The organism is Paraburkholderia sp. UYCP14C (genome assembly GCF_004197395.1).
GTDB lineage: Bacteria > Pseudomonadota > Gammaproteobacteria > Burkholderiales > Burkholderiaceae > Paraburkholderia.
Genome location: NZ_SELS01000070.1, coordinates 14,672 through 36,544, shown reverse-complemented (window position 1 = coordinate 36,544; position 21,873 = coordinate 14,672). Strand labels below are relative to the sequence as shown.

At 64.7% G+C, this 21,873-nt stretch carries 21 protein-coding genes; 14 read left to right on the top strand and 7 right to left on the bottom strand.

Features of this window, described 5'->3' with window-relative positions; genetic code table 11:
• A partial coding sequence (locus tag EVC45_RS37500; protein WP_248295414.1) for a transposase occupies nucleotides 1-291 on the bottom strand: 291 nt, incomplete at its 3' end.
• A 156-nt stretch (nucleotides 292-447) separates the two neighbouring features.
• Here EVC45_RS37500 and EVC45_RS37495 point away from each other — a divergent pair.
• From EVC45_RS37495 to EVC45_RS37485, 3 genes are read left to right on the top strand one after another with little or no spacing between them, the layout of a single operon-like run.
• Entirely contained in the window at nucleotides 448-1,206 is a 759-nt protein-coding gene (locus EVC45_RS37495) for an MFS transporter (RefSeq protein WP_248295413.1), read from the top strand.
• A 25-nt stretch (nucleotides 1,207-1,231) separates the two neighbouring features.
• Nucleotides 1,232-2,425, top strand: coding sequence for a M20 aminoacylase family protein (locus EVC45_RS37490; RefSeq protein WP_129963166.1), 1,194 nt, complete (start codon nucleotides 1,232-1,234; stop codon nucleotides 2,423-2,425).
• A 14-nt stretch (nucleotides 2,426-2,439) separates the two neighbouring features.
• On the top strand, nucleotides 2,440-3,546 hold the full coding sequence (locus tag EVC45_RS37485; protein WP_129963165.1) for a M14 family metallopeptidase: 1,107 nt from the start codon (nucleotides 2,440-2,442) through the stop codon (nucleotides 3,544-3,546).
• Here the strand turns inward: EVC45_RS37485 and EVC45_RS37480 are convergent.
• From EVC45_RS37480 to EVC45_RS37465, 4 genes are all read right to left on the bottom strand, one after another.
• Nucleotides 3,506-4,711: an oligogalacturonate lyase family protein gene (locus tag EVC45_RS37480; protein ID WP_129963164.1), complete on the bottom strand. Its 1,206-nt coding sequence runs from the start codon at nucleotides 4,709-4,711 to the stop codon at nucleotides 3,506-3,508. The genes EVC45_RS37485 and EVC45_RS37480 overlap by 41 nt on opposite strands.
• Nucleotides 4,712-4,809: 98 nt before the next feature.
• A complete protein-coding gene (locus EVC45_RS37475; RefSeq protein ID WP_129963163.1) occupies nucleotides 4,810-6,609 on the bottom strand; it encodes a transporter in 1,800 nt (599 codons plus the stop codon).
• A gap of 57 nt (nucleotides 6,610-6,666) precedes the next feature.
• Entirely contained in the window at nucleotides 6,667-7,836 is a 1,170-nt protein-coding gene (locus tag EVC45_RS37470) for a porin (protein WP_168991609.1), read from the bottom strand.
• Between the two features lie 264 nt (nucleotides 7,837-8,100).
• Nucleotides 8,101-9,255: a mandelate racemase family protein gene (locus EVC45_RS37465; protein ID WP_129963161.1), complete on the bottom strand. Its 1,155-nt coding sequence runs from the start codon at nucleotides 9,253-9,255 to the stop codon at nucleotides 8,101-8,103.
• A gap of 165 nt (nucleotides 9,256-9,420) precedes the next feature.
• Here EVC45_RS37465 and EVC45_RS37460 point away from each other — a divergent pair, with 165 nt between their 5' ends.
• Nucleotides 9,421-10,122: a FadR/GntR family transcriptional regulator gene (locus EVC45_RS37460; RefSeq protein WP_129963160.1), complete on the top strand. Its 702-nt coding sequence runs from the start codon at nucleotides 9,421-9,423 to the stop codon at nucleotides 10,120-10,122.
• 24 nt (nucleotides 10,123-10,146) lie between these two features.
• On the opposite strand, the gene EVC45_RS37455 is transcribed toward EVC45_RS37460, so the two are convergent.
• On the bottom strand, nucleotides 10,147-10,725 hold the full coding sequence (locus tag EVC45_RS37455) for a hypothetical protein (RefSeq protein WP_248295412.1): 579 nt from the start codon (nucleotides 10,723-10,725) through the stop codon (nucleotides 10,147-10,149).
• A gap of 436 nt (nucleotides 10,726-11,161) precedes the next feature.
• On the opposite strand from EVC45_RS37455, the gene EVC45_RS37450 reads away from it, so the two are divergent.
• The 9 genes from EVC45_RS37450 to EVC45_RS37410 all read left to right on the top strand — a co-directional run bounded on the left by EVC45_RS37450 (nucleotide 11,162) and on the right by EVC45_RS37410 (nucleotide 19,497).
• The gene (locus EVC45_RS37450; RefSeq protein ID WP_129963159.1) at nucleotides 11,162-12,433 is read left to right on the top strand and encodes an MFS transporter; all 1,272 of its coding nucleotides are present in this window, start codon (nucleotides 11,162-11,164) and stop codon (nucleotides 12,431-12,433) included.
• Nucleotides 12,434-12,577: 144 nt separating this feature from the next.
• Nucleotides 12,578-13,507, top strand: coding sequence for a LysR family transcriptional regulator (locus EVC45_RS37445; RefSeq protein WP_129963158.1), 930 nt, complete (start codon nucleotides 12,578-12,580; stop codon nucleotides 13,505-13,507).
• A gap of 234 nt (nucleotides 13,508-13,741) precedes the next feature.
• The gene (locus tag EVC45_RS37440; protein ID WP_129963157.1) at nucleotides 13,742-14,236 is read left to right on the top strand and encodes a hydroxyquinol 1,2-dioxygenase; all 495 of its coding nucleotides are present in this window, start codon (nucleotides 13,742-13,744) and stop codon (nucleotides 14,234-14,236) included.
• A gap of 81 nt (nucleotides 14,237-14,317) precedes the next feature.
• Nucleotides 14,318-15,337 carry a hydroxyquinol 1,2-dioxygenase gene (locus tag EVC45_RS37435; protein WP_129963156.1) on the top strand — a complete coding sequence of 340 codons (1,020 nt, stop codon included), beginning with the start codon at nucleotides 14,318-14,320 and terminating at the stop codon, nucleotides 15,335-15,337.
• 47 nt (nucleotides 15,338-15,384) lie between these two features.
• The gene (locus EVC45_RS37430) at nucleotides 15,385-16,851 is read left to right on the top strand and encodes an aldehyde dehydrogenase family protein (RefSeq protein ID WP_129963155.1); all 1,467 of its coding nucleotides are present in this window, start codon (nucleotides 15,385-15,387) and stop codon (nucleotides 16,849-16,851) included.
• 7 nt (nucleotides 16,852-16,858) lie between these two features.
• On the top strand, nucleotides 16,859-17,926 hold the full coding sequence (locus EVC45_RS37425) for a maleylacetate reductase (protein WP_129963154.1): 1,068 nt from the start codon (nucleotides 16,859-16,861) through the stop codon (nucleotides 17,924-17,926).
• 45 nt (nucleotides 17,927-17,971) lie between these two features.
• Nucleotides 17,972-18,844 carry an intradiol ring-cleavage dioxygenase gene (locus EVC45_RS37420; protein WP_129963153.1) on the top strand — a complete coding sequence of 291 codons (873 nt, stop codon included), beginning with the start codon at nucleotides 17,972-17,974 and terminating at the stop codon, nucleotides 18,842-18,844.
• Between the two features lie 5 nt (nucleotides 18,845-18,849).
• Nucleotides 18,850-19,161, top strand: a complete 312-nt coding sequence (locus EVC45_RS37415; protein ID WP_129963152.1) for a YciI family protein — start codon at nucleotides 18,850-18,852, stop codon at nucleotides 19,159-19,161.
• A gap of 3 nt (nucleotides 19,162-19,164) precedes the next feature.
• Nucleotides 19,165-19,497 carry a Rieske 2Fe-2S domain-containing protein gene (locus EVC45_RS37410; protein ID WP_129963151.1) on the top strand — a complete coding sequence of 111 codons (333 nt, stop codon included), beginning with the start codon at nucleotides 19,165-19,167 and terminating at the stop codon, nucleotides 19,495-19,497.
• 13 nt (nucleotides 19,498-19,510) lie between these two features.
• Here EVC45_RS37410 and EVC45_RS37405 read toward each other — a convergent pair whose 3' ends face one another.
• Complete coding sequence (locus EVC45_RS37405; protein WP_129963150.1) at nucleotides 19,511-20,464, bottom strand: LysR family transcriptional regulator; 954 nt, start codon at nucleotides 20,462-20,464, stop codon at nucleotides 19,511-19,513.
• 129 nt (nucleotides 20,465-20,593) lie between these two features.
• On the opposite strand from EVC45_RS37405, the gene EVC45_RS37400 reads away from it, so the two are divergent.
• Nucleotides 20,594-21,784 (top strand): M20 aminoacylase family protein, encoded by a 1,191-nt coding sequence (locus EVC45_RS37400; RefSeq protein ID WP_129963149.1) that lies wholly within the window; start codon nucleotides 20,594-20,596, stop codon nucleotides 21,782-21,784.
• Nucleotides 21,785-21,873: the final 89 nt, after the last annotated feature.

Below are 21,873 nucleotides of genomic sequence, written 5' to 3'. Positions count from 1 at the left end.
AGCCGACGCCCCGGGCTTTGCTGACGGAACTCGCGATGTTCGCTGCGGCATATCGACCTGCACGCCATCGATCACGGCACATTCGGGGGCGTGCTCACGCTCCCGATCATGCTTGCTCTCAGCAAGTTGCCTTTGCTGGTAGCGCGTTATCCATCGACGCAACTGATTCGGGTTGACGTCGTGATCCATCGCCGTACGCGCAATCGAAACGCCCGGCCTCAGACACAGCTCAACCAGTTCGTCCAGTGCATCCTCGTTAAATTCACGCCGGCCATCCCGTTTCGTGCCCATCACCAGTCTGCTTCGAAGGTCTTGTTTCTCTGTCATGAGTGTAGGTGTACATGTGTCCACGCGGACACCTAGCTTCAGACCTTCTGCCACTCACTGGAAGGGCGTCGTTCGTGGACCGCATACCTCGGCGCGCTGACCGGCGTCGCACTGACGCGCGTGCTGAGCGCTGCACAACTCGAGGATTTCGGCTGGCGCATTCCGTTCATGCTGGGTCTGCTGATCGTGCCGGTGGGTCTCTATGTTCGCTCGAAGCTCGACGAGTCTCCGGTCTTCAAGCATCAGACGCAACGCTCTCCGACCGCGAAAGCGCCATTTCTCGAATCGATCGTCGTGCACTGGCGCGCGATTCTCGCCGGCTTCGGTTTGACCGTGTACGGCACGATCGGCACGTACATCTTCTATTACTACATGCCGAGCTACGCGACGAAGACACTCGACATCCCGTTCGCGAGCAGCGTGATCGCATCGTGCTGCGCGGCGATCGCGTATATCGCGGCGACTTTCGCGTCCGGCTGGATTTCGGATGCGGTCGGACGCAAGAAGCCGATGATCGCGTCGACGGTACTCAGTCTTGTGATCTCGTATCCGCTGTTCGCGTTGCTCAGCAGTCATCCGACGCTGCCGGTACTGATCTTCGTGCAGTGCTCCCTGATGGCTTCGCTCGGCCTCTTTCAAGGCTCGTATTGCGCATTCGTCTGCGAGCTGTTTCCGTCGCACGTGCGCTCGACGGGCATGGCGATCGGCTACAACTTCGCGGTGGTGATCTTCGGCGGTTTCGCGGGCGCGATCGCGACGCTGCTGATCAAGATCACCGATGACAAGCTCGCCGTCGTCTATTACGGCCTGTTCGGCTGCGTGATCGGTCTGGTCACGATTGCGCTGCTGAAGGACCGCTCGAAACAACCGCTGATGTAATTCCCGCCGACTCAAAGGATACCCAATGAAGATCATCCCCGAAATTGCTCACGCCAACACCGGCATCCAGGCGATCCGCCGCGACATCCACGCGCACCCGGAGCTGTGCTACGAAGAGCATCGCACCGCCGATGTCGTCGCGCGCCAGCTCGAAGCATGGGGCATCGAAGTAACGCGCGGTCTCGGCAAGACCGGCGTGGTCGGCGTGTTGCGCCACGGTTCGAGCCGCAAGGCGATCGGCCTGCGCGCGGACATGGACGCGCTGCCGATCCAGGAGCTGAATACGTTCGAGCACGCGTCGCAGCATCCGGGCAAGATGCACGCGTGCGGCCACGACGGCCACACGGCGATGCTGCTCGGCGCCGCGCAGTATCTGTCGCAGCATCGCAATTTCGACGGCACCGTCGTGTTCATTTTCCAGCCGGCGGAAGAGGGCGGCGGCGGCGCGAAGGCGATGATCGAAGATGGTCTGTTCGAGCGCTTCCCGGTCGACGCGGTGTTCGCGCTGCACAACTGGCCGGGCATGCCGGCCGGCGAATTCGGCGCGCGCGTCGGCGCGACCCAGGCGTCGAGCAACGAATTCAGGATCACCGTGAAGGGCGTCGGCGCGCACGCGGCGATCCCGCACAACGGCATCGATCCGGTCTTCACCGCGATGCAGATCGGCACCGGGCTGCAAAGCATCATGACGCGCAACAAGCGTCCGATCGACGCGGCCGTGCTGTCGATCACGCAGATCAACGCGGGCGAAGCGGTCAACGTGATCCCCGACACGGCGACGCTGGCCGGCACGGTGCGCACGTTCTCGGTCGAAGTGCTGGATCTGATCGAAAGCCGCATGAAGCAGCTCGCGGAAGCGACAGCGCTGGCTTACGGCTGCTCGGTCGAGTTCTCGTTCCGCCGCAACTATCCGCCGACCGTCAACACCGAAAAGGAAACGCATTTCGCGCTGGGCGTGATGCAGGAAATCGTCGGCAAGGAGCACGTCGAGACGAACATCGATCCGACCATGGGCGCCGAAGACTTCTCGTTCATGCTGCTCGAAAAGCCGGGCTGCTACGCGTACATCGGCAACGGTAACGGCGAGCATCGCGACCACGGTCACGGGCTTGGTCCGTGCATGCTGCACAACACCAGCTACGATTTCAACGACGACGTGCTGTCGCTCGGCTCGACCTACTGGGTGCGTCTGACCGAATCGTTCCTGAAATCCGCATAACTCTCGGAGCTGTCATGAACCCATCGTCGTATTTCGCGGTGTCGTACGCGGATGCGCGGCGGCTCTATCTGCGGTCCGCCGCGGATGCGGCGGCGCGCGTCGACAGTCACGTGATACCGGGTCTGCGTGGCCTCGGCGGCGAGGAACTCGCCACCGACGTCGCGCGCATCGGTCCGGCGAGCGCACGCCGTCTGCTGGTGCTGACGTCGGGCACGCATGGCGTCGAGGGATTTTGCGGCTCGGCCGCGCAGATCGCGCTACTGCACGACCGGCCGCTGCACGCGCTGCTCGACAGGCTGAATGTCGCGATCCTCGTCGTGCATGCGATCAATCCGTACGGCTTTTCGTATCTGAGCCGCACCAACGAAGACAACGTCGATCTGAACCGCAACAGCATCGACTTCTCGCGGCCGTTGCCGGTCAATCCCGCGTACGACGATCTGCACGCGTTGCTGGTGCCGCCTGGCTGGCCGCCGTCCGCGGAGAACGCCGCGGCGATCGCGAGGTATATCGAGGAGCGCGGCGAAGCTGCCTATCAGCAGGCGCTGACGATCGGTCAGTACCGCCACGCCGACGGCATGTTCTTCGGCGGAGCGCGCACGGTATGGAGCACACGGCTGTTGCAGACGCTGTTCGAACAGAACGGCCCGGCGTGCGACAGCATCGGCTGGATCGATTTCCATACGGGACTCGGTCCGTATGGACACGGCGAGAAAATCTGCGTCGGGCAACTCGGCGCCGGCGAATTGCAGCGCGCTCGCGTGTGGTGGGGCGCCGACGTGACGAGTCCGCTCGACGGCACGTCGGTCGCGGCCAACGTCGCGGGTCCGGTGCTCGATACGCTGCGCCGCACCTGCACGCATGCGCGCACCACGGCGATTGCGATCGAGTATGGCACGGTGCCGCTCGTCGACATGCTGCACCGGTTGCGTGCCGATAGCTGGGTGCGTCAGCATCCCGACGCGGACCCGCAACGGATCGACGCGATTCGCGACGAGATCCGCGCCGGCTTTTACTGCGGGGACGACGTGTGGCGCGGGCTGATTCTCGGTCAGGCGCGCGCGGCGATTCTGCAGGCGGTTATCGGGCTGTCGCGGGAGCCTGCTGCCGCAATGGCGTAGCGCTCGCGGTGGCCGTTGGCAAGTCCGCCAGATACAGCGCGGGCAGGCCATCGCAATCGGACGTGAACAGCACCTTGCTGTTATCCGGCGTGAACGACGGATGCGGATGCGTGACCTGGCGATTACCGTCGAGCACGCGCCATGACGTGTTGTGCGCGGCGATGCGCTTGGTCGTGCGCGTCGCCGGTTCGAACAGGTACAGATAGGGATCGTTTTCGATCACGTGCGCGCCGACGTCGCTGACGTCGACTGGCGTGTCGGAGCCGTCGCCGACCAGCAGCGAGCCGTCGTGATTGCTCATCAGATGCGAGCACGGCGGCATGTCCATCAGCTCGACGTCGGCATTGAGCCGCGGATCGAAGCTGCGGATCGTGCGTCGCGGATCGCCCTTGCGATACGACACGTAGATCATCCGGCTGCCGTCCGGCACCCAGAATTCATGCGTGCAGCTTTCGCCTTCAGCGTGTTCGTGGACTTTGCGCACGTCGGTGCCGTCTTCATCGACGAGCCACATGCGCGTGCCGACGAGATCGTGCGGGCCTTCATGGCAGAAGGCAACGGTGTGGTCGTCGAACGGACGATAAATGGGATGTCCCAACCACTGATGCGCTTCGTGGATCACCGTGCGTGCGCCGTCGCGCAGGTCGATGCTGAGCAGGCGGCAGCGCGGTTGCTTGAAATAGAACTCGTGGAATTTGCGCCAGTCGGTCAACGGCATGTAGTCGTCCGCCGCGATCTCGATACCGACCACCTTGCTGCACGCCGAATTCGCGACCCACGTACCGTAGCCGACGAAATCGTCGGGCACCTCGTAGACCACGGACTCTTCCAGCGTCCGCAGGTCGAGCCGCTGCAAACGGCGGTCGTTCTTCACGTAGTAGAGGTGCGTGTCGTCGGGCGACAGAAAGCCGCCGAACGTGTTGTCGCCAGGTCCCTCTGTGAGCTGTGTCGCGACGCCGGTGGGCAGATCGAGCAGCCAGTAGTTCCAGTGCCCGTCGAAACCACCGCCGAATAGCAGGCGGTTGCCGTCGTTGGTGAAACACTTCTGATAGAAGTAGTTGCGATGACAGGTCACGTGCGGTGGCGTGAGGCGCGTGACCTTTACGCCGGTCTGCGGATCGACGTGTTCCGCGTAGTCGAGTTGTAGCGTTGTGCCCTTGCTCATTGTCAGTCCTTCGCAGCGAGGCGCGCGGCGCGATCGCCGCGAGCCCGTTCGTTTCGTTTGTTTCGTTTGTTTCGTTTCACGGACGAGGATCCGTGCTCTCAGGTTCGCGAGCGCGTCATCTTGCCTTTCGCGCTCTCGCGGCGCTCTGCGACGGCGGCCACCCGTCCCGCGCTGGCGGAGTAATACAGCCATGCGCCCGGCACGAGCAGAACCGCGCCGCAGATCAGGAACACGAAGCGTCCGTTCATCGCGTTGGGCAGCAGCGCGAGCGCCATGATGCCGAGCGCCGCGAGGCACACGAGCCGGCCGAGCAGGCCACGCTGACGATGCTCGCGCAGGCTGTCGGTGGCGTCGTCGTTGTCGGACTCGACAGGAGTGTCCCAACGCTGGAACAGGTCGCGGCGTTCGGCCACGCGCGTCGCATTCGACTCCGAATAGAACAGGCGCGTCGACACGAAGAAACCGCCGGTGATCACGACATGTGCAAGCAGCACGATCGACACCCGCAGATCCGCCCATTCGCGTCCGCTCAGCTTGATGCCGAACCACGCTTCGATCGTCGACTGTCCGATCAGGATGCCGAACACGTACGAGACCACGAGGCCGACCAGCAGCGTGACCCAACCCGACCAGTCCGGCGTCTTGCGTACGACGAAGCCGAGCATCGCGGGCACCGCGAGCGGGAACGTCACCATCGCGCTCAGCGTGACGAGGATGTCGAACAGCGTCATGCCGTGCACCGCATTGATCGCCATACCGACGCCGACCACCATCAACCCGAACACCAGCGACGCGAGCTTCGATGCGACCATCAGTTCCTTTTCGCTGGCCTTGGGGCGCAACACCGTGCGATAGAAATTGCGCACGAAGAAGCCGGCGTTGCGGTTGATGCCGGCGTCCATCGCCGACATCGACGCGGCGAACATCGCCGCCATCAGGAGGCCCAGCATCCCGGCCGGCATGAACTTCGACACGAACGCGACGAATACGGCTTCACGGGCATCGTGGCCGAGCATGCCGAAGTCGCCGGCGAAATCGGGCATCCGGTAGTGCATGAACCACGCCGGCACGAACCACACGAGCGGCCCGAGAATGCTCAGCACGCAGGTCAGCATCGCGCCCTTACGCGCATGGTCGCTGTCTTTCGCGCAGATGTAGCGGTACGAGTTCAGGCCGTTGTTCATCATGAAGATCTGTTTGACGACGATCATTACGACCCACACCGCGAACAGCCCCGCATAGGCGTAGCCGTGGCCGATCCAGAAGGTATCGTGGAAACTGCCGACGATCGGCGCGATGCCGCCCGCGTTGCCGAGCGCAACGATCGTGCACGTGAAGGTGACGGCCATCACGATCAGCATCTGCAGATAGTCGGAGGCGACCATCACCCATGCACCGCCCGCGAGCGCCATCGCGATCACGACGAGTCCCGTGCCGACGATCACCGTGCCGACCGGCAGATGAAACACCGCGCCGGTGATGATCGCGAGACCATTCAGCCATTGCCCGGCCGACAGCAGCCCGTCGAGCACGCTGAGCCACACGAAGCTCTGCTCGCTGGTCCGGCCGAAGCGCGAGCGCAATGCTTCGGTTGCGGTGACGACGCGCATCTGCCTGAAGCGCGGCGCGAAGTACAGATAGTTGCTCAGATAGCCGACCGCGTTGGCCAGATACAGCACGACGATCGCGAAGCCGTCGTTGAACGCTTTCGATGCCGCGCCGGTAAAGGTCCACGCGGAGAACTGCGTCATGAACGCGGTGGCGCCCACCATCCACCACAGCACCTTGCCGCCGCCGCTGAAATAGTCGCTCGTGTTCCGGTTGAAGGAACGGAACGACAGGGTGATCGCGATCAGAAAGCCGATGTACGCGACCACGACGAGAATATTGATGTCCATGCATTACTCCGCGCAGGCTGAGGTCTTGAGTCGAAGAGAGTCGTGCAGCGGTACGGATCAGAAGTAGTGAATGATGCCGACAGAGACACCCTGTTCGTTTTCACCGGGGCTCTGGATGCCCATCGGCTTGATGCTGTAGATCGCGTTCGACGCATTGCGCAGCGCAACCAGCTGCGCATAGAGCGCGGTGCGCTTCGAGAAGTCATAGCGCGTCGTGAACACGATGTGCTGCGCGCCGGTGTTCGGCCCTTTCTTGACCGAGCCGACCGACGCGCCGATCGGCGCGCTGCCGTAACCGCTGCCGGCGATGCCGTAGTTCAGCTCGAAGCCCCACGGACCGGGCGTATAGCGCGCAACGAGACCGAGCATGTTCTGGCGAATGTTCTGGCGCTGCGCGTTGACCTCGTAATTGAGCTGCTGGACGATGCCGCCGAAATAGACGGACTGCGTGAGCTGATAGCCGGCGACGATTTCCGCCGCATAGTTGTTCTGCCCCGGCCCCAGCACGCCGTAATCGCCTTCGAAGCCGATCGCCGCCTGCAGCCGGCCGCTCACGTAGTTAAGCGATGCCGACCACACGTGCGGCGAGCCGAGGCCGCCGTTGTTGACGTCCTGATCGTACGCGTAATACTGGACCGCGCCGAACACCGGGCCGAAATTCGGCGAATCGTAGCGGATCGAGGTCGGGTACTTGATGTCGAAACAGCCCTGCGCTTTGGTATAGCCGGCGGTGCCCTTCATCGCGATGCCGCAGTTCGACCACAGTACCGTGGTGATGCCAAGACCCTGGGTTTCGGCGAGCGTGTCGCCAAAGATGCCGTGACGGTCGAACGGCGCCTGGAAGCGGCCCATGCGCAGCGAGCCGAAGGTCTTGCTCGACAGACCGACGAAGGTTTCGCGGGCGCCGAACGTGCCGGTGCCGTCCGTCGTGCTGAACGAGCTTTCCACCTGGAAGACCGTCTTCAGGTCCGAGGTCAGTGTCTCGGAACCGCGAAAGCCCCATGCCGAGCCGTAGTTGGCCATGCGCACACTGCCGGGATTGCCGCCGCCGGTGACCCAGTCGATCGAGTTGATGAAGCGCCCATAGAAATTGACCGAATCGCCACCGTAGGGCGTGTAGGCCTTGTCGGACCATCCTGAGAACTGCACCGGCGTCTCCTGGGCCAGCAGTTCGGGCGAGTAAGCGGCGGCCAGCTGGCCGATGCACAGTGCGAGAGCCGTGCACATTCTATTTGCGGTCGACATCCTGATTCACTTCCATCACGTTAGAAGGTCTCGCCCGACTCAGGCGGAGCCAGTCGGGCGGATGTTTTTAGTTGTTCGCCGGATGTTCGATAACCTGTTTTATTTATTCGTCATCGTACAACCGACAACGAACATTATCAGTCATCGAACAACTGTCTCAATGGCGGTATACCCTCGCAGGGAATGGGGGGTGGAATGAAGGGGCAGGGTCGGCTGGGCAGACCCGCCCAACCTGCTCGCGCCTGATCAGCTGCTCTGAATCGTGTGCGCGGCGATGTACTCGAAATCGATGTCCTCGCCGAGCCCAGGCGCCTGCGACAGATGCACGAAGCCGTCGGCGTCCATCGGATCGGCGAGGCTGCGCAGATAGGCGGGCGGCACGTCGTAGTCGAGGAACGGGTGCAGCAGGCCGCGCTCGTACCAGCGGCAGTTCGGCACGGCGGCCGTGACGGCCAGGTTGGCCGCGCCGTTGCCGTGGATTTCGCAGTTCATCCCGAACGACTCGGCCAGATGCGCGACCTTCAGCGTCGGCGAGATGCCGCCGACGCCGGCCACGCCCGCGCGCAGGATGTCGCAGGCATTGGCCGCGACCCAGTCCGCGCGCAGATGATGCTTGCCCGACATCGACTCCGGTCCGACGATCGGCACGTCGAGCTGGTCCGCGAGCCACTTGTACGAGGCCATGCTCTGCTCGTCCATCATCTCCTCGAACCACGCGAAATCCAGTTGTTCGAGCGCACGGCCGATCCGCAGCGCGTCGGTGCGGCTGTACCAGTGGTAGCCGTCGAGCATCAGCGCGATGTCCGGGCCGACCGCCTCGCGCACCGCCGCGCACGCCTTGATGTCCATCGTCACGTCCGGCGCGAACGACACCGGCGGCATCCACGTGTGCAGCTTGATCGCCTTGTAGCCGCGCGCGACGAGCTTCTCGGCGAAGCGCGCGTAGTCGTCGGGCGTGGCGAGGCCGCCGGCGAGCTCGTCGCCGCACATCGTGCTGCCGTAGGCCGGCACCTTGTCGCGAAAGCCGCCGATCAGCCGGTAGACCGGCGTTTGCAGCGCCCGCCCGGCGAGATCCCACAATGCCTGATCGACGATCGCAAGCGCGCGGTCGGTCAGCTGACCGGCGCTGCCGCGTTGCCGGTGCGCGAGATCCTGCCACAGCGCCTCGCGCTGGAACGGATGCTGCCCGAGCAGCACGCGCCGCACGTGCGCGGCAAGGAGTTCCTCGCGAATCACCTCCGGCGGCCCGAACGCGTAGCCGGCCGCGCCGTTGTCCGCCTCGATTTTCAGCAGGGCCATCGTGGCCTCGCGCTCGTCGCCGGGGTGCGAGTGGCCGCCGCTATCGACGGCGCGCCGCGTGGGATAGGTAAACACGGTGCGCGTGACGCGTTCGATCTTCATGAATTCGGTTCCGTAGGGGTTGAATCGGGTCCGCCTGGGGCGCCAGGGCCGTCCGGGCGGCGCGCGGACATCGCGGGCGCGCGGCGCCAGCGGTATACTCGAACTATCAACTACTGTCAGTCATCGTATGACGGACAATTTAACACAACGAATCTGGACGACTCAATGAATTCTCCGTTGCCCGTACGTCGCACACGGCGGCGTGCCGAAAACGTGTACGACTGGCTCAGCGAGCAGATCCGCACGGGCGCGCTCAAGCCGGGCGACCAACTGCCGACCGAGTTCGACCTGATGCGCACCCAGGAAGTGAGCCGCGCAGTCGCGCGCGAGGCGGTGCAGCGGCTGCGCATGTCCGGTCTGATCGAGACGCGCCAGGGAATGGGCAGCTACGTGCTCGACGCCGGTGCAGCGGCGCCGATCGTCGAGCTGACGGGCGCCACCGCGCGCACGCGCCGCGACGTGCTGGCGATTCTGGAGTTGCGCATCTGCATCGAAACGGAAAGCGCGGGGCTCGCCGCGCAGCGCGCGTCGCGTCAGGACCTCGCGGCGATCAAGGCCGCGCTCGACGAACTCGACGTGCATGCCGGCGCCGGCGTCGATGCCGCGCCGTACGACTTCCAGTTCCACATCCAGATTGCGCGCGCGACCGGCAATCCGTTTTTCGTCGATGTGCTGTCGCAACTCGATCCGTCGTTCGCGCCGCGGCCGCGGCTCGATCCATCGAGCTACTCGTCGCGGGTCAACAGCGAACACCTGAACATTTACGAGGCGATTTCGCGCGGAGATGTGGACGGTGCGCGCGCGGCGATGCACATGCACCTGTCCAATAGCCGCGCGCGGTTGAGAAGCGCGGAGGGCGCGGCCTGACGCTGCGCCTTCCGGCGACGTCGCTCAGTAAAGCGTGTCGCCGGTCTGTCGCAGCGGGTCGGGCGACTGCTGCGTGAGCCGCAGCACGCCGGATTGATCGAAGTAGAAGTTGTACAGCAGATGCCAGACGCCGCTGTCCTGATAGCGGTAGCTCCAGACTTCCTCGTTGAGGCGCGGCATGGTTTTCGATTCGGCCGGGCGGCCAAAATGCACGAGCACGTCCTGCTTGGTCCACGTGCCGACCTGCGCCTGATTGAATTCGCTCGGTTGCAGCACCTGGCGCACGCTTTCGATCTTGCCGTCGGCCGACACATCGGCGGCGATCGTCGTCACCCCAAGCGGCTGAGTCGGCCACATCAGGCGCTTACTGCCGTCGGGCAGGCTGTAGGTTTCGGCCGGCTTGCCTAGCCGGGTGGTCAGCAGCGCGGAATCTTCACCGGGTCTGAACGCGCTCAACGATGGCGCGCAACCGGCCAGCAGCGTGGCGGCGAGCAAGGCCGCTGCGGTCGCGGTTGCCGGGACAGGCAACACGAATCCACCCGGGCACGCTCTCGAAGCACCCAATGCGTGAGCGTCAGGATCACCTTCGGTTCGTCTATGCATGATGTCCCTCCATGTGTGATGACATCGCAGATTCGACACTTTATTTATAGCGGAGTTTGTCCGCCGCGATTGCGCATCGTTGACGCCGAAAGCGCGCTACGAAACGAACCGCTTGCCGCCCACCCGCGCGTCTACCCGGGCTTGCCCTGGGGTGCCTTCATGCGCACCCGATTCACCGCCGCCGCCTGCCGCTGAGCCTTGCCCCCGCTCGCTGCGCCGCCATCCGTCGCGATTATTTGCGATTCACGAATAGCGCATTCGCCGCTTGTCCCGTTCCTGTCCCGCTGGACTTCCGCCAATCTTGGCCGCGTCGTAGCCGCATCGACGAAGCGCGGCACGACACCCGTTATTGCATTCGACGAACCCGGCGGCGCGCCCCGCGCCAGCGAATGCCGTGCGCGCAAAGCGGCCGGCCTATGGAGACATGGAGACACAGATGAAATCGAACGACTGGGACGTGGCCTACGAATGGAAGGCCGTCGTGCTGCTGGCGCTGGGCTTCGGCCTCGTGGGACTCGACCGGTGGCTGATCGCGCCGCTCTTTCCGGCCATCATGAAGGACCTGCATCTGACCGCGCAGGACGTCGGCAACTGCATCGGCATCCTTGGCTTGTCGTGGGGAATTTTCGCGGCGCTGATGGGCGGCATCTCCGACAAGATCGGGCGCCGCAAGGTGCTGATCCCGGCGATTCTGGCGTTTTCGCTGCTGTCCGGATTCTCCGGGGTCGCCGGCGGGTTGGTGAGCCTGCTCGCGGTGCGCGCGCTGATGGGCGTCGCCGAAGGCTCGTTCTGCCCGACCAGTTTCGCCGCCACCGCCGATGCGTCGCATCCGAAGCGTCGCGGTTTCAATTTGGGCCTGCAGCAAAGCGGCTTCGCGCTGTTCGGCCTCGCGCTGTCGCCGATCATCGCGACGCAACTGCTCAGCGTGGTCTCGTGGCGCTGGGTGTTCGCGCTGGTGTCGGTGCCGGGGCTGATTCTCGGCGTGCTGATGTATTTCGTGATTCGCGAACCGAGAGTCGCACCGCAAGCTGCGCCGAAGCGCGCCACGCGCCCGGCCGAACGCGGCAACTGGCGCGCCGTGCTGAAGAGCCGCAACATCCCGGTCGCGATGGCCGCGCTGTTCTGCGCGATGACCGGCGTGTTCGTGCTCGGCGCAATGCTGCCGTTGTACCTGACCGAGTACCTGTCGCTCGACACGCAGCGCATGGGTGTCGTCGTGTCGGCGATCGGCTTTGGCGGCTTCATCGGCCAGTTCGGTTTGCCGGGGCTGTCGGACCTGACCGGGCGGCGCGTCGCGAGCATCGTCGGCTTTGCCGGCACCGCGGTGATGCTGTACGTGTTTCGCGGACTCGGCGCGCAACCGGTGCAACTGTTCGCGGTGCTGTTCGTCGCGTCGTTCTTCACGCTCGGACTCGTATCGCTGCTGTCCGGTCCGGTTGCGACCGAAGCTGCACCGATCGGCATGATCTCGACGTCGATCGGCATCGTCGTCGGCGCGGGCGAGATATTTGGCGGCGGCATTGCGCCGGCATTGGCGGGCTTCGTCGCGACACACTTCGGCATCCAGAACATCCTGTGGCTGCCGATCTGCGCGGTGCTGCTCGGCATCGGCGTGAGCCTGCTGCTCGAGGAAACCGCGCCGGCCCGCGTGCGTCGTCAGAGCCGTGCGCCGTCGCTCGACCTGCCGGTCAGCGAGCAACCGGAATGATGCGCTGCAACCGGTCGGCACGGCACTCGGCAATGCAGTCGGTGCCGCGCTCGATAACGAGGCCGTTGTTGCCGACCGAGCGGCGCGTTCACGCGTCCCAGCCCAGATACACTGACAGGCTGGACGAGTGGACAAGGACCCAGCATGGACCGTTTTCTGAGCATCGAGGCCTTCGTACGCGTGGCCGAGACGAGCAGCTTCGCCGAAGCGGCGCGGCAGTTGGGCGTGACGAGTTCAGTGATCACGACGCGCATCCAGCAACTGGAGAAGTTCGTCAACGCGCCCCTCTTTCATCGCAGCACCCGGGTCGTGCGCCTGTCCGAAGTGGGCGAGGCGTTCTATCGCGAATGCGCGGAAGTGGTCGGGCGTGTCAACGAACTCACCGACCAGATGCGCGAGCTGCGCGCCACACCCACGGGCCGATTGCGCATCCAGATGCTGCCGGGCTTCGCGCTCGGCCACTTCGGCGCGCCGCTTGCGGAATTCAACCGGCGCTATCCGGGCATCCAGCTCGATGTGATCGTCAACGACCGGGTGGTCGATCCGATCGAAGAGGGCTTCGACGTCGCTTTCCAGATCTTTCCGCCGATCGCCGAATCGCTGATCGAACGGCGCCTGTTCAAAGTGCGGCGTCTGTTCTGCGCGGCGCCCGCGTATGTGAACGAGCATGGCGCGCCGCAGCATCCGCGCGATTTGCTGCAACACACCACGGCACTTTATTCGGGCTACCCGTCGCGCAATCGCTGGACCATGACGCACGGCGACGAGGTCGTCGAAATGGAGCTGCCCGGCATGATCCGTTCGAACTCGGTGCATCTGCTGCGCGACTATGCGTTGACCGGCGGCGGCGTCGTCTGTCTGCCGACGCTCGTCGCGAGCGCCGCGCTGCTCGACGGTTCGCTGGTGCCGATTCTGACCGACTACACGCTGTCGCCGCTGAATTTCGCGGCCGTGTATCCCGCGACTCAACGACAGGCGCTGAAGGTGAAAGCGCTGGTCGAGTTTCTGGCCGAGTACCTGGGTCCCGAACCCGCTTGGGACCGGCCGCTCATCGAGCGTGGCTGGGTGACGTAACGCGGCTTTTCGCGCGGCGATTATTTGCAAAGTCCGAATGCTGTAATCGCCCGATCGCCGGTTGTTGTCATCCTGTCGCGCTTCTAAAGTTGATCCCAACAAGATCGATTCAACAACCGCAACTTCGTTGCATGAGATCGGAGTAAGAGCTTTGCATGGGACCGGAGTAGGCGCTAAAGCGCCAACACCGGTCGACAGCTAAAGCGCCAATCCCGATCGACACAGGAGACAGCAATGACCGACCAGTCATTCCACACCGTCTTTGGCTCGCTCGACGGCTACCGCAAAGGCGAAATCGAAATCACGAGCGGCGAAGCACGCCACTACGTGTTTTCCAACATCTTCGAAGTCGCTTCCGAGTCGACACCCTACGAGAAGGTCGTGGTCGGCAAGAACCTCGACTACGTGATCGAGGCATTGCGCACCGAAGGGCAATCGCAATGGTTCGCCTGCGCTCACGACGAGTTCGCGATCCTGATGGACGGCGAAGTGCGCATCGATTTCATCAAGCTCGACAACCCGCCGAAGAGCGGCAAGGGCACCGTCGCAGCGGGAACGCAACCCGCGGGCCGCACGATGGGTCATGTGGTGCTGCGTCGCGGTCATCAGGCCCTGCTGCCGGCCGGCTGCGCGTATCGCTTCACTGCACAGAAAGCCGGCGTCGCGCTCGTGCAAACGATGTTCGGCGAACTGTCGGTAGAGAAGTGGGCCGACATCTGCCTGCACTGATAGGAACACGACCCCGCAACTTCGTTGCATGGGACCAGAGTAACCGCTAAAGCGCCAACTCTGGTCGACAGGAGACAAACCATGGCATCTCTCGAAACCCTCGATCATCCGGCCGGCTTCGCCGCCGACACCGTGCGCGCAAGCGAACCCGACGCGGTCACCGGCTATCGCCGCTTCACGCTCGGCGCATTCGAATTCCTGCGCGACGAGTACTTCGTCAAGATCAACTGGCCCGCGAAAGGCCAGACCCGCACCCACGCGGTGCCGGCCGATGCGTTCCTGCGCGCGATGATGCGCGACGTCGCATGGGGCTTCTTCTACGGCTGGGTCAACTTCGACCACGTGTTCGGCACGCGCAATCACTACGGCAAGGTCGACGTATATGCGGGCTCGTTCAACGGCATCATGAAGGACGCGGGCGTCGACTACATGGAAACCTTCGAGACGCCGACGATCATGGCGACCTTCAAGGCGATCCTGCACGACTGGACCAACGAAGGCTTCGACCCGTTCGCCGCGCCTGAAGAAACCGGCACCGCGTTCGGCCGCAAGCATGGCGACAACGACGCCGCGATCGAGCGCACGCGCATCGCGACGCGCCGCATGCCGGGCCTCGAAGGCGACTCGCCGCTGCGCGACGAGCTGCCGGTGAACCGCGCGTTCGCCGACGTCTCGCAGGACGATCCGGAAGTGCACGTCGAGCCCGGTTTCGAAGGCCAACTGCACGCGTTCAACCTGTTCAAGTATCTGTCGCGCTCGGACGTCACGTGGAATCCGTCGGTCACGTCGGTATGCGGCCAGAGCCTGTTCTGTCCGACCACCGAGGAATACATCCTGCCGGTTTTTCATGGCAACGATCGCGTCGAGTGGTTCCTGCAACTGTCCGATGAAATCGTCTGGGATATCGGCGACAAGAACACCGGCGCGCCGCGCGCTCGCATCACGATGCGTGCGGGCGACATCTGCGCGATGCCGGCCGATATCCGCCATCAGGGCTATTCGACCAAGCGCTCGATGCTGCTGGTGTGGGAGAACGCGACACCGAATCTGCCGAAGCGTTACGAGAGCGGCGAGCTGAAGCCCTATCCCGTCGATTTCTGAAGGCTCGATCGAAGAGCCTCCGCGCCCGTATTCACCGAGGATCATTCATGCAAACCCAACTGTTCATCGACGGCCGTTTCACTGACGCCGTCGAAGGCGGCACGATCGACGTGCTCAATCCGCACGACGGCTCGCTGATCACGCAGATCGCAGCAGCCACCGCCGCCGATGTCGATCTCGCCGTTGCCGCCGCCACCCGCGCGTTCCCGAAGTGGGCCGCGCTGCCCGCCGCCGAACGCGGCCGCCTGCTGCTGAAGCTCGCCGACGCGATCGAGGCCAACGCCGAAGAACTCGCGCAACTCGAATCGCTCGACACGGGCCATCCGATTCGCGATTCGCGCTCGCTCGACGTGCCGCGCACCGCCGCATGCTTCCGCTACTTCGGCGGCATGGCCGACAAGCTGCAAGGCTCGGTGATTCCGGTTGAAACGGGCTTTCTGAACTACGTTCAACGCGCGCCGATCGGCGTGGTCGGACAGATCGTACCGTGGAATTTCCCACTGATGTTCACGAGCTGGAAAATGGGCCCGGCGCTCGCGGCCGGCAACACGGTCGTGCTGAAGCCGTCGGAGATCACGCCGCTGTCCACGCTGCGCATCGTCGAGTTGATGGCCGAGGTCGGCTTTCCGGACGGCGTCGTCAACATCGTCGCCGGTTATGGTCATACCGCCGGGCAGCGGCTCGCCGAGCATCCGGGCGTCGGCAAGATCGCGTTCACCGGATCGACCGCGACCGGGCGGCGCATCGTCGAGGCCTCGCAGGGCAATCTGAAGCGCGTGCAGCTTGAACTCGGCGGCAAGGGCGCCAACATCGTGTTCGACGACGCGAATCTCGACGCCGCGATCAACGGCGCCGCCTGGGCGATCTTCCACAACCAGGGCCAGGCGTGTATCGCGGGCTCGCGGCTGATCCTGCACGAGCGCATCGCCGATCAGTTCCTCGAACGCTTCGTGTCGCTGGCGTCGTCGATCCGGCTCGGCAATCCGCTCGATGCCAACACCGAAATGGGGCCGCTCACGTCGAAGCAGCACCAGGAACGCGTGCTGGCGTTCGTCGACATCGCGCGCCAGCAGGGCGGCCGCGTGCTGACCGGCGGCACTGCGCCGAGCGACCCGGCGCTCGCGAACGGCTATTACGTGCGCCCGACCGTGGTCGAGGCCGCGAGCCCGAACGACCGCATCGCGCAGGAGGAAGTGTTCGGACCGTTCGTCACGGTGCTGCGTTTCAGCACCGACGACGAAGCGCTCGCGATCGCCAACGGTACCGACTATGGCCTCGGCAGCGGGCTGTGGACGCGCGATCTGTCGCGCGCGCATTCGATGGCCGCGCGGATTCATGCGGGCATGTGCTGGGTCAACTGCTACAAGCGCGTCAATCCGGGCAGCCCGTTCGGCGGCGTCGGACAGTCGGGCTACGGCCGCGAGATGGGCTTCGAGGCGATGCACGACTACACGGAAGCGCGCTCGGTGTGGGTCAACGTCGACGGCAACGTGCCGCCGCATTTCAAGCGCTGAGGCCGGCATGGAGCGCTTCGTCTATCAGGGCACGCCGTCGCGTGTGGTGTTCGAATGGGGCGGGCTCGCATCATTGCCCGCGGAGGTCGAGCGGCTCGGAGCCAGGCGCGCGCTGATCCTCGCGACGCCCGAGCAGCACGCGCTGGCCGAGCGGGTCGCGGATGTGCTCGGGTCGCGCGCGGCGGGCGTGCATGCGCAAGCCGTGATGCACGTGCCGATCGAAGTCGCACGAGCGGCGCGCGATGCGGCCGCCGCGCTCGACGCCGACTGCTGCGTCGCGGTGGGCGGCGGCTCGACGGTCGGCCTCGGCAAGGCGATCGCGCTCGAATCGTCGCTGCCGATCATCGCGGTGCCCACCACCTACGCGGGCTCCGAGATGACGCCGATCTACGGCCTCACCGAAGGGCGTCTGAAGCGCACCGGCCGCGATATGCGCGTGCTGCCGCGCACGGTGATCTACGATCCGTCGCTGACGTTGTCGTTGCCGGTGGGCATTTCCGCCGCGTCGGGCATCAACGCGATGGCGCACGCCGTCGAAGCGCTGTATGCCGAAGACGCGAATCCGGTGATTAGCCTGATGGCCGAGGAAGCGATCCGCGCGCTCGGCGAAGCGCTGCCCGTAATAGTGCGCGCGCCGGACGATGCCGCGGCGCGAAGCAGCGCGCTGTACGGCGCGTGGCTCGCGGGCAGCTGTCTGGGCGCGGTCGGCATGGCGCTGCACCACAAGCTTTGTCATACGTTGGGCGGCACGTTCAACCTGCCGCATGCGCAAACGCATGCGGCGATGCTGCCGCATACCGCACACTACAACCACGACGCCGCGCCCGATGCGCTCGCGCGCGTCGCACGCGCGCTCGGCGGCAAGCGCGCGGCCGATGCGGGCCCGCTGCTGTTCGAACTGAACCGCGCGCTCGACATTCCGCTGGCGCTCGCGCAGATCGGCATGCCCGAGCAGGGCCTCGACGAAGCGGCCGATCTCGCGTGCAAGAATCCGTATGCGAATCCGCGTGCCGTGGAGCGTGAGGCGATACGCGCGCTGCTGCAACGTGCTTGGCAGGGCGCCGAACCCGCCTGAGCGCCGCTCAACGCGGCGCCACCCAAACAATCGATGGAGGCAGACATGTCGACAGATAACAAAGAGGCCGAACAGGCCCTGACCGAGCAGGTGGTGGCGAGCTTCGCCGGCACGCCCGACGAACGGCTGCGCACGCTGATGCAAAGCCTCGTGCGGCACATGCATGCGTTCGTGCGTGAAGTCGAGCCGACCGAGGCCGAATGGATGTCGGCCATTCGCTTTCTGACCGACACCGGCAAGATGTGCGACGACCTCGTGCGGCAGGAATTCATCCTGCTGTCGGATACGCTCGGCGTATCGATGCTGGTTGACGCGATCAACCATCGTCTGGCCACGGGCGCCACCGACACCACCGTGTTCGGTCCGTTCTATATTCGCGGCATGCCCGAGCGCGCGTATGGCGAGAACATCGCGTTCACGCCAGGCACGCCCGCGCTCGTGCATGGCCGCGTGCTGTCGACGGACGGCGAGCCGCTTGCCAACGCCGTGCTCGACGTCTGGCAGACCGCCGACAACGGCATGTACTCGGGGCAGGACACCGAGCAGCCGCACGGCAATCTGCGCGGACGTTTTCGCACCGACGCCGAAGGCCGCTACGCGATCTCGACGATCGTGCCGGTCAGCTATCCGATTCCGACCGACGGCCCGGTCGGCCGTATGCTCGAAGCCACCGGGCGGCATCCGTGGCGCCCCGCGCATCTGCACTTCATGATCGACGCGCCGGGGCATCGCACGCTCGTCACGCATGTGTTCGATCGCGAGGATCCGTATCTGGGTTCGGACGCGGTATTCGGCGTGAAGCCGTCGCTGATGGTCGACTATCGTGAGTGCCCGGCCGACCACGAACTCGCGCGCCGCTTCGGTTTCGACGGACCGTTCCGCGAAGCGCGCTACGACTTCATCCTCGATCGGAGTTGACGGCGATGGCACGCTTTTTCGCGGTATTCGCGACCGACAAGCCCGGCATGCGCGAAGTGCGCGAACGGGTGCGTCCGGTGCATCGGACGTGGTTGCGCGGCGGTACGCATCGCGGCGTGTTCGTGCGTCTCGGAGGTCCGACGCTCGCGCCGCAATGCGATGCGATGAACGGCACCTTGCTGGTCGTCGAAGCGGAGCGTATCGACGACGTGATGGAGTTCGTCAGCAACGATCCGTATATGCAGGCGGGGCTGTTCGATAGCGTCGAGATCCGTCCATGGGACTGGAGCCTCGGCAATCCGGAACGGAGAGTCTGAGCGATGAACGAAACGCCGCTATGTCCGCTCGCCGACGTGCCCGATGGCGGCGCGCGGGTCGTCGATACAACGGCCGCCCGCATGCCCGTCGTGGTCGTGCGGCGGGGCGAGCAGGTGTGGGCTTACGCGAACCGCTGCCCGCATTTCTCGGTGCCGCTCGATTTCGAACCCGGCGATGTGCTGTGCTATCGCTCGCAGGTATTGATGTGTGCGCATCACAGCGCGCTGTTCCGCTTCGAGGACGGCCGCTGCATCGAGGGACCGTGCGCGGGGGCGAGCCTCGATGCGGTGAAGATCACGGTCGACGCGAACGCTTGGGTCGTGTTGAATCCCTAGTCGACGTGCGCCGTCAGAGCACTACGTCGAGCATATCGAACAACATCCGGTTGTGCGCTTTCGCCGAGCGCCGGCGCTTGCGGATCACCGTCGACAAACATTCGACGAAGCACTGACTCGCGGCACTGCGCATCGTGTTGTGCAGTCCGATCACCGCGACCTGACTCAGGTCGAACTGCTCGACGAGTTCGAGCGGTTGCGCCCAGTCTTTTAGCGAGTCGCTCAGCAGCAGTGGCCGCGGGCAGTGCGACAGCATGTCGTTATGGCGCGCGAGTTCGACGAGCAACGTGCTCGAATGCGCGCAATGCAGCCGATGCGGCTCGATTGCGGCGCCATGCTGCCAGAAGATGTTGCGCATCATCCCTTCGAAGCTCGCCGCCGTGTAATTGACCGCCCAGTCATGCTCGAGCAGATCGTGAATCGAGCGGCGATCCGCGAGCGGATGCCCGCGCCGCGCGATCACGCACGACTCGTACGTGAACAGCAATTCCTGATCGAACTCGCGGCTCGGCAACGCCGACGACAGCGGCACCACCGACAGATCCAGCAGCCCTTCGCGCATCCTCGGCACCGCGACCGCAGTCAAGCCCTCGAAAATCTCCAGCCGCACTTTCGGCATCTGTTGCCGGAACAGCGTGATCGTTTCCGCCATGAAAGCCAGCATCACGAGCGGCGTGATCGCGATCGCGAGCTTGCCGGTCTGATCGCCGCGCAGCTTCGCGAGGTCTTCGTTCGCGCGTTCGAGTTGACCGATCATCAGGCGCGCGTGACCGAGCAGCGTCTGGCCGGCCTCGGTGAAGCTCACGCCGCTCGGGCTGCGCGACAGCAGCGTCAGTTGCTGATCCTTTTCGAGTTCGCGCAACGCCTTCGTGACTGCCGCCTGAGACACGCCGAGCAGACGTGCCGACGCGCGGATGCTGCCCGCGTCGGCGACCGTCACGAGCGCCTGGAGTTGATGGATTTTCATCGGTGGGGAGGGCTGACGAGGGGGTTAACACGGTGACAACCGTTGGTTATCAATATAACAAAATTGCGGCTTCCCGCTCAAAAAATGCCTGCCTATGATGCGCCGACAGTCTTCACCTAAGAGCCCTCCATGTCCTACCCAATTGAAGCATCCCTCGACGAATTCATCCCGTCGCGCATGCGCGCGATCGAAGCCGATATGGTGTCGCTGCGCCGGCACATTCATGCGCATCCCGAACTGAGCTTCCAGGAGTTCGAGACCAGCGAGCTGGTCGCGCAGCGCCTCGCCGAATGGGGCTATGGCGTGCATCGCGGGCTGGGCGGCACGGGCGTCGTCGGTACCTTGACGAACGGCAGCGGCAAGTCGCTCGGCCTGCGCGCCGACATGGACGCGCTGCCGCTCAGCGAAGCGACCGGCCTCGACTACGCGAGCAAGCACGACGGCGTGATGCATGCATGCGGCCACGACGGCCATACCGCGATGCTGCTCGCGGCGGCGCGCGTGCTGGCGGAGTCGCGCAACTTCAGCGGCACGCTGAACCTGATTTTCCAGCCGGCCGAGGAGCATGGCGGCGGCGCGCGCAAGATGCTCGAAGACGGGCTGCTCCAACGCTTCCCGTGCGACGCGGTGTTCGCGATACACAACATGCCCGGCGTCGCGGCCGGCCGCTTCGGCTTTTTCGAAGGACCGTTCATGGCCGCCGCCGATACGGTGACGATCCGTATCGTCGGTCACGGCGGGCACGGCGCGGTGCCGCACAAGGCAGTCGATCCGGTCGTCGCGAGCGCGTCGCTGGTGATGGGGTTGCAGACCATCGTCTCGCGCAATGTCGATCCGCTCGAAACGGGCATCGTGTCGGTCGGCGCGATTCATGGCGGCAGCGCGTCGAACATCATTCCGGACAGCGTGGAAATCCGGCTGTCGGTCCGCTCGCTGAGTCCCGCGGTACGCACGCGTCTGCAGGAGCGCATCACCGCACTCGCGCATGCTCATGCGCATGCCTACGGCGCACGCGCCGAGGTCGATTACGAGCACGGCTATCCGGTGCTGATCAATCACCCCGACGAGACGCGGCTCGCGAAGTCCGTTGCGCGGGAATGGCTCGGCGATGAAGGCCTCGTGCACGACATGCGGCCGATTACGGCCAGCGAGGATTTCGCCTACGTGCTGGAACAGTGTCCCGGCTGCTATCTGCTCGTCGGCAATGGCGAAGGCAAGGGCGGCTGCATGGCGCACAACCCCGGCTACGACTTCAACGACGACATCCTGTCGATCGGCGCGAGCTACTGGGTTCGGCTCACCGAGCGGTTCCTGCGCTAGGCCACGGCGTTCAATCATGCCGCGCGCGGGTGCCGTCGCCTGCTCGCGGCTTCGATAACAACGGCGGCAACCTGTCGCTCGATTTGCCC

What these genes read in the sequence shown, in the direction of transcription:
- EVC45_RS37490 (WP_129963166.1), top strand. Translation starts at nt 1,232, where the DNA reads ATGAAGATCATCCCCGAAATTGCTCACGCCAACACCGGCATCCAGGCG.
- EVC45_RS37485 (WP_129963165.1), top strand. Translation starts at nt 2,440, where the DNA reads ATGAACCCATCGTCGTATTTCGCGGTGTCGTACGCGGATGCGCGGCGG.
- EVC45_RS37480 (WP_129963164.1), bottom strand. Translation starts at nt 4,711, where the DNA reads ATGAGCAAGGGCACAACGCTACAACTCGACTACGCGGAACACGTCGAT.
- EVC45_RS37475 (WP_129963163.1), bottom strand. Translation starts at nt 6,609, where the DNA reads ATGGACATCAATATTCTCGTCGTGGTCGCGTACATCGGCTTTCTGATC.
- EVC45_RS37470 (WP_168991609.1), bottom strand. Translation starts at nt 7,836, where the DNA reads ATGTGCACGGCTCTCGCACTGTGCATCGGCCAGCTGGCCGCCGCTTAC.
- EVC45_RS37465 (WP_129963161.1), bottom strand. Translation starts at nt 9,255, where the DNA reads ATGAAGATCGAACGCGTCACGCGCACCGTGTTTACCTATCCCACGCGG.
- EVC45_RS37460 (WP_129963160.1), top strand. Translation starts at nt 9,421, where the DNA reads ATGAATTCTCCGTTGCCCGTACGTCGCACACGGCGGCGTGCCGAAAAC.
- EVC45_RS37455 (WP_248295412.1), bottom strand. Translation starts at nt 10,725, where the DNA reads ATGCATAGACGAACCGAAGGTGATCCTGACGCTCACGCATTGGGTGCT.
- EVC45_RS37450 (WP_129963159.1), top strand. Translation starts at nt 11,162, where the DNA reads ATGAAATCGAACGACTGGGACGTGGCCTACGAATGGAAGGCCGTCGTG.
- EVC45_RS37445 (WP_129963158.1), top strand. Translation starts at nt 12,578, where the DNA reads ATGGACCGTTTTCTGAGCATCGAGGCCTTCGTACGCGTGGCCGAGACG.
- EVC45_RS37440 (WP_129963157.1), top strand. Translation starts at nt 13,742, where the DNA reads ATGACCGACCAGTCATTCCACACCGTCTTTGGCTCGCTCGACGGCTAC.
- EVC45_RS37435 (WP_129963156.1), top strand. Translation starts at nt 14,318, where the DNA reads ATGGCATCTCTCGAAACCCTCGATCATCCGGCCGGCTTCGCCGCCGAC.
- EVC45_RS37430 (WP_129963155.1), top strand. Translation starts at nt 15,385, where the DNA reads ATGCAAACCCAACTGTTCATCGACGGCCGTTTCACTGACGCCGTCGAA.
- EVC45_RS37425 (WP_129963154.1), top strand. Translation starts at nt 16,859, where the DNA reads ATGGAGCGCTTCGTCTATCAGGGCACGCCGTCGCGTGTGGTGTTCGAA.
- EVC45_RS37420 (WP_129963153.1), top strand. Translation starts at nt 17,972, where the DNA reads ATGTCGACAGATAACAAAGAGGCCGAACAGGCCCTGACCGAGCAGGTG.
- EVC45_RS37415 (WP_129963152.1), top strand. Translation starts at nt 18,850, where the DNA reads ATGGCACGCTTTTTCGCGGTATTCGCGACCGACAAGCCCGGCATGCGC.
- EVC45_RS37410 (WP_129963151.1), top strand. Translation starts at nt 19,165, where the DNA reads ATGAACGAAACGCCGCTATGTCCGCTCGCCGACGTGCCCGATGGCGGC.
- EVC45_RS37405 (WP_129963150.1), bottom strand. Translation starts at nt 20,464, where the DNA reads ATGAAAATCCATCAACTCCAGGCGCTCGTGACGGTCGCCGACGCGGGC.
- EVC45_RS37400 (WP_129963149.1), top strand. Translation starts at nt 20,594, where the DNA reads ATGTCCTACCCAATTGAAGCATCCCTCGACGAATTCATCCCGTCGCGC.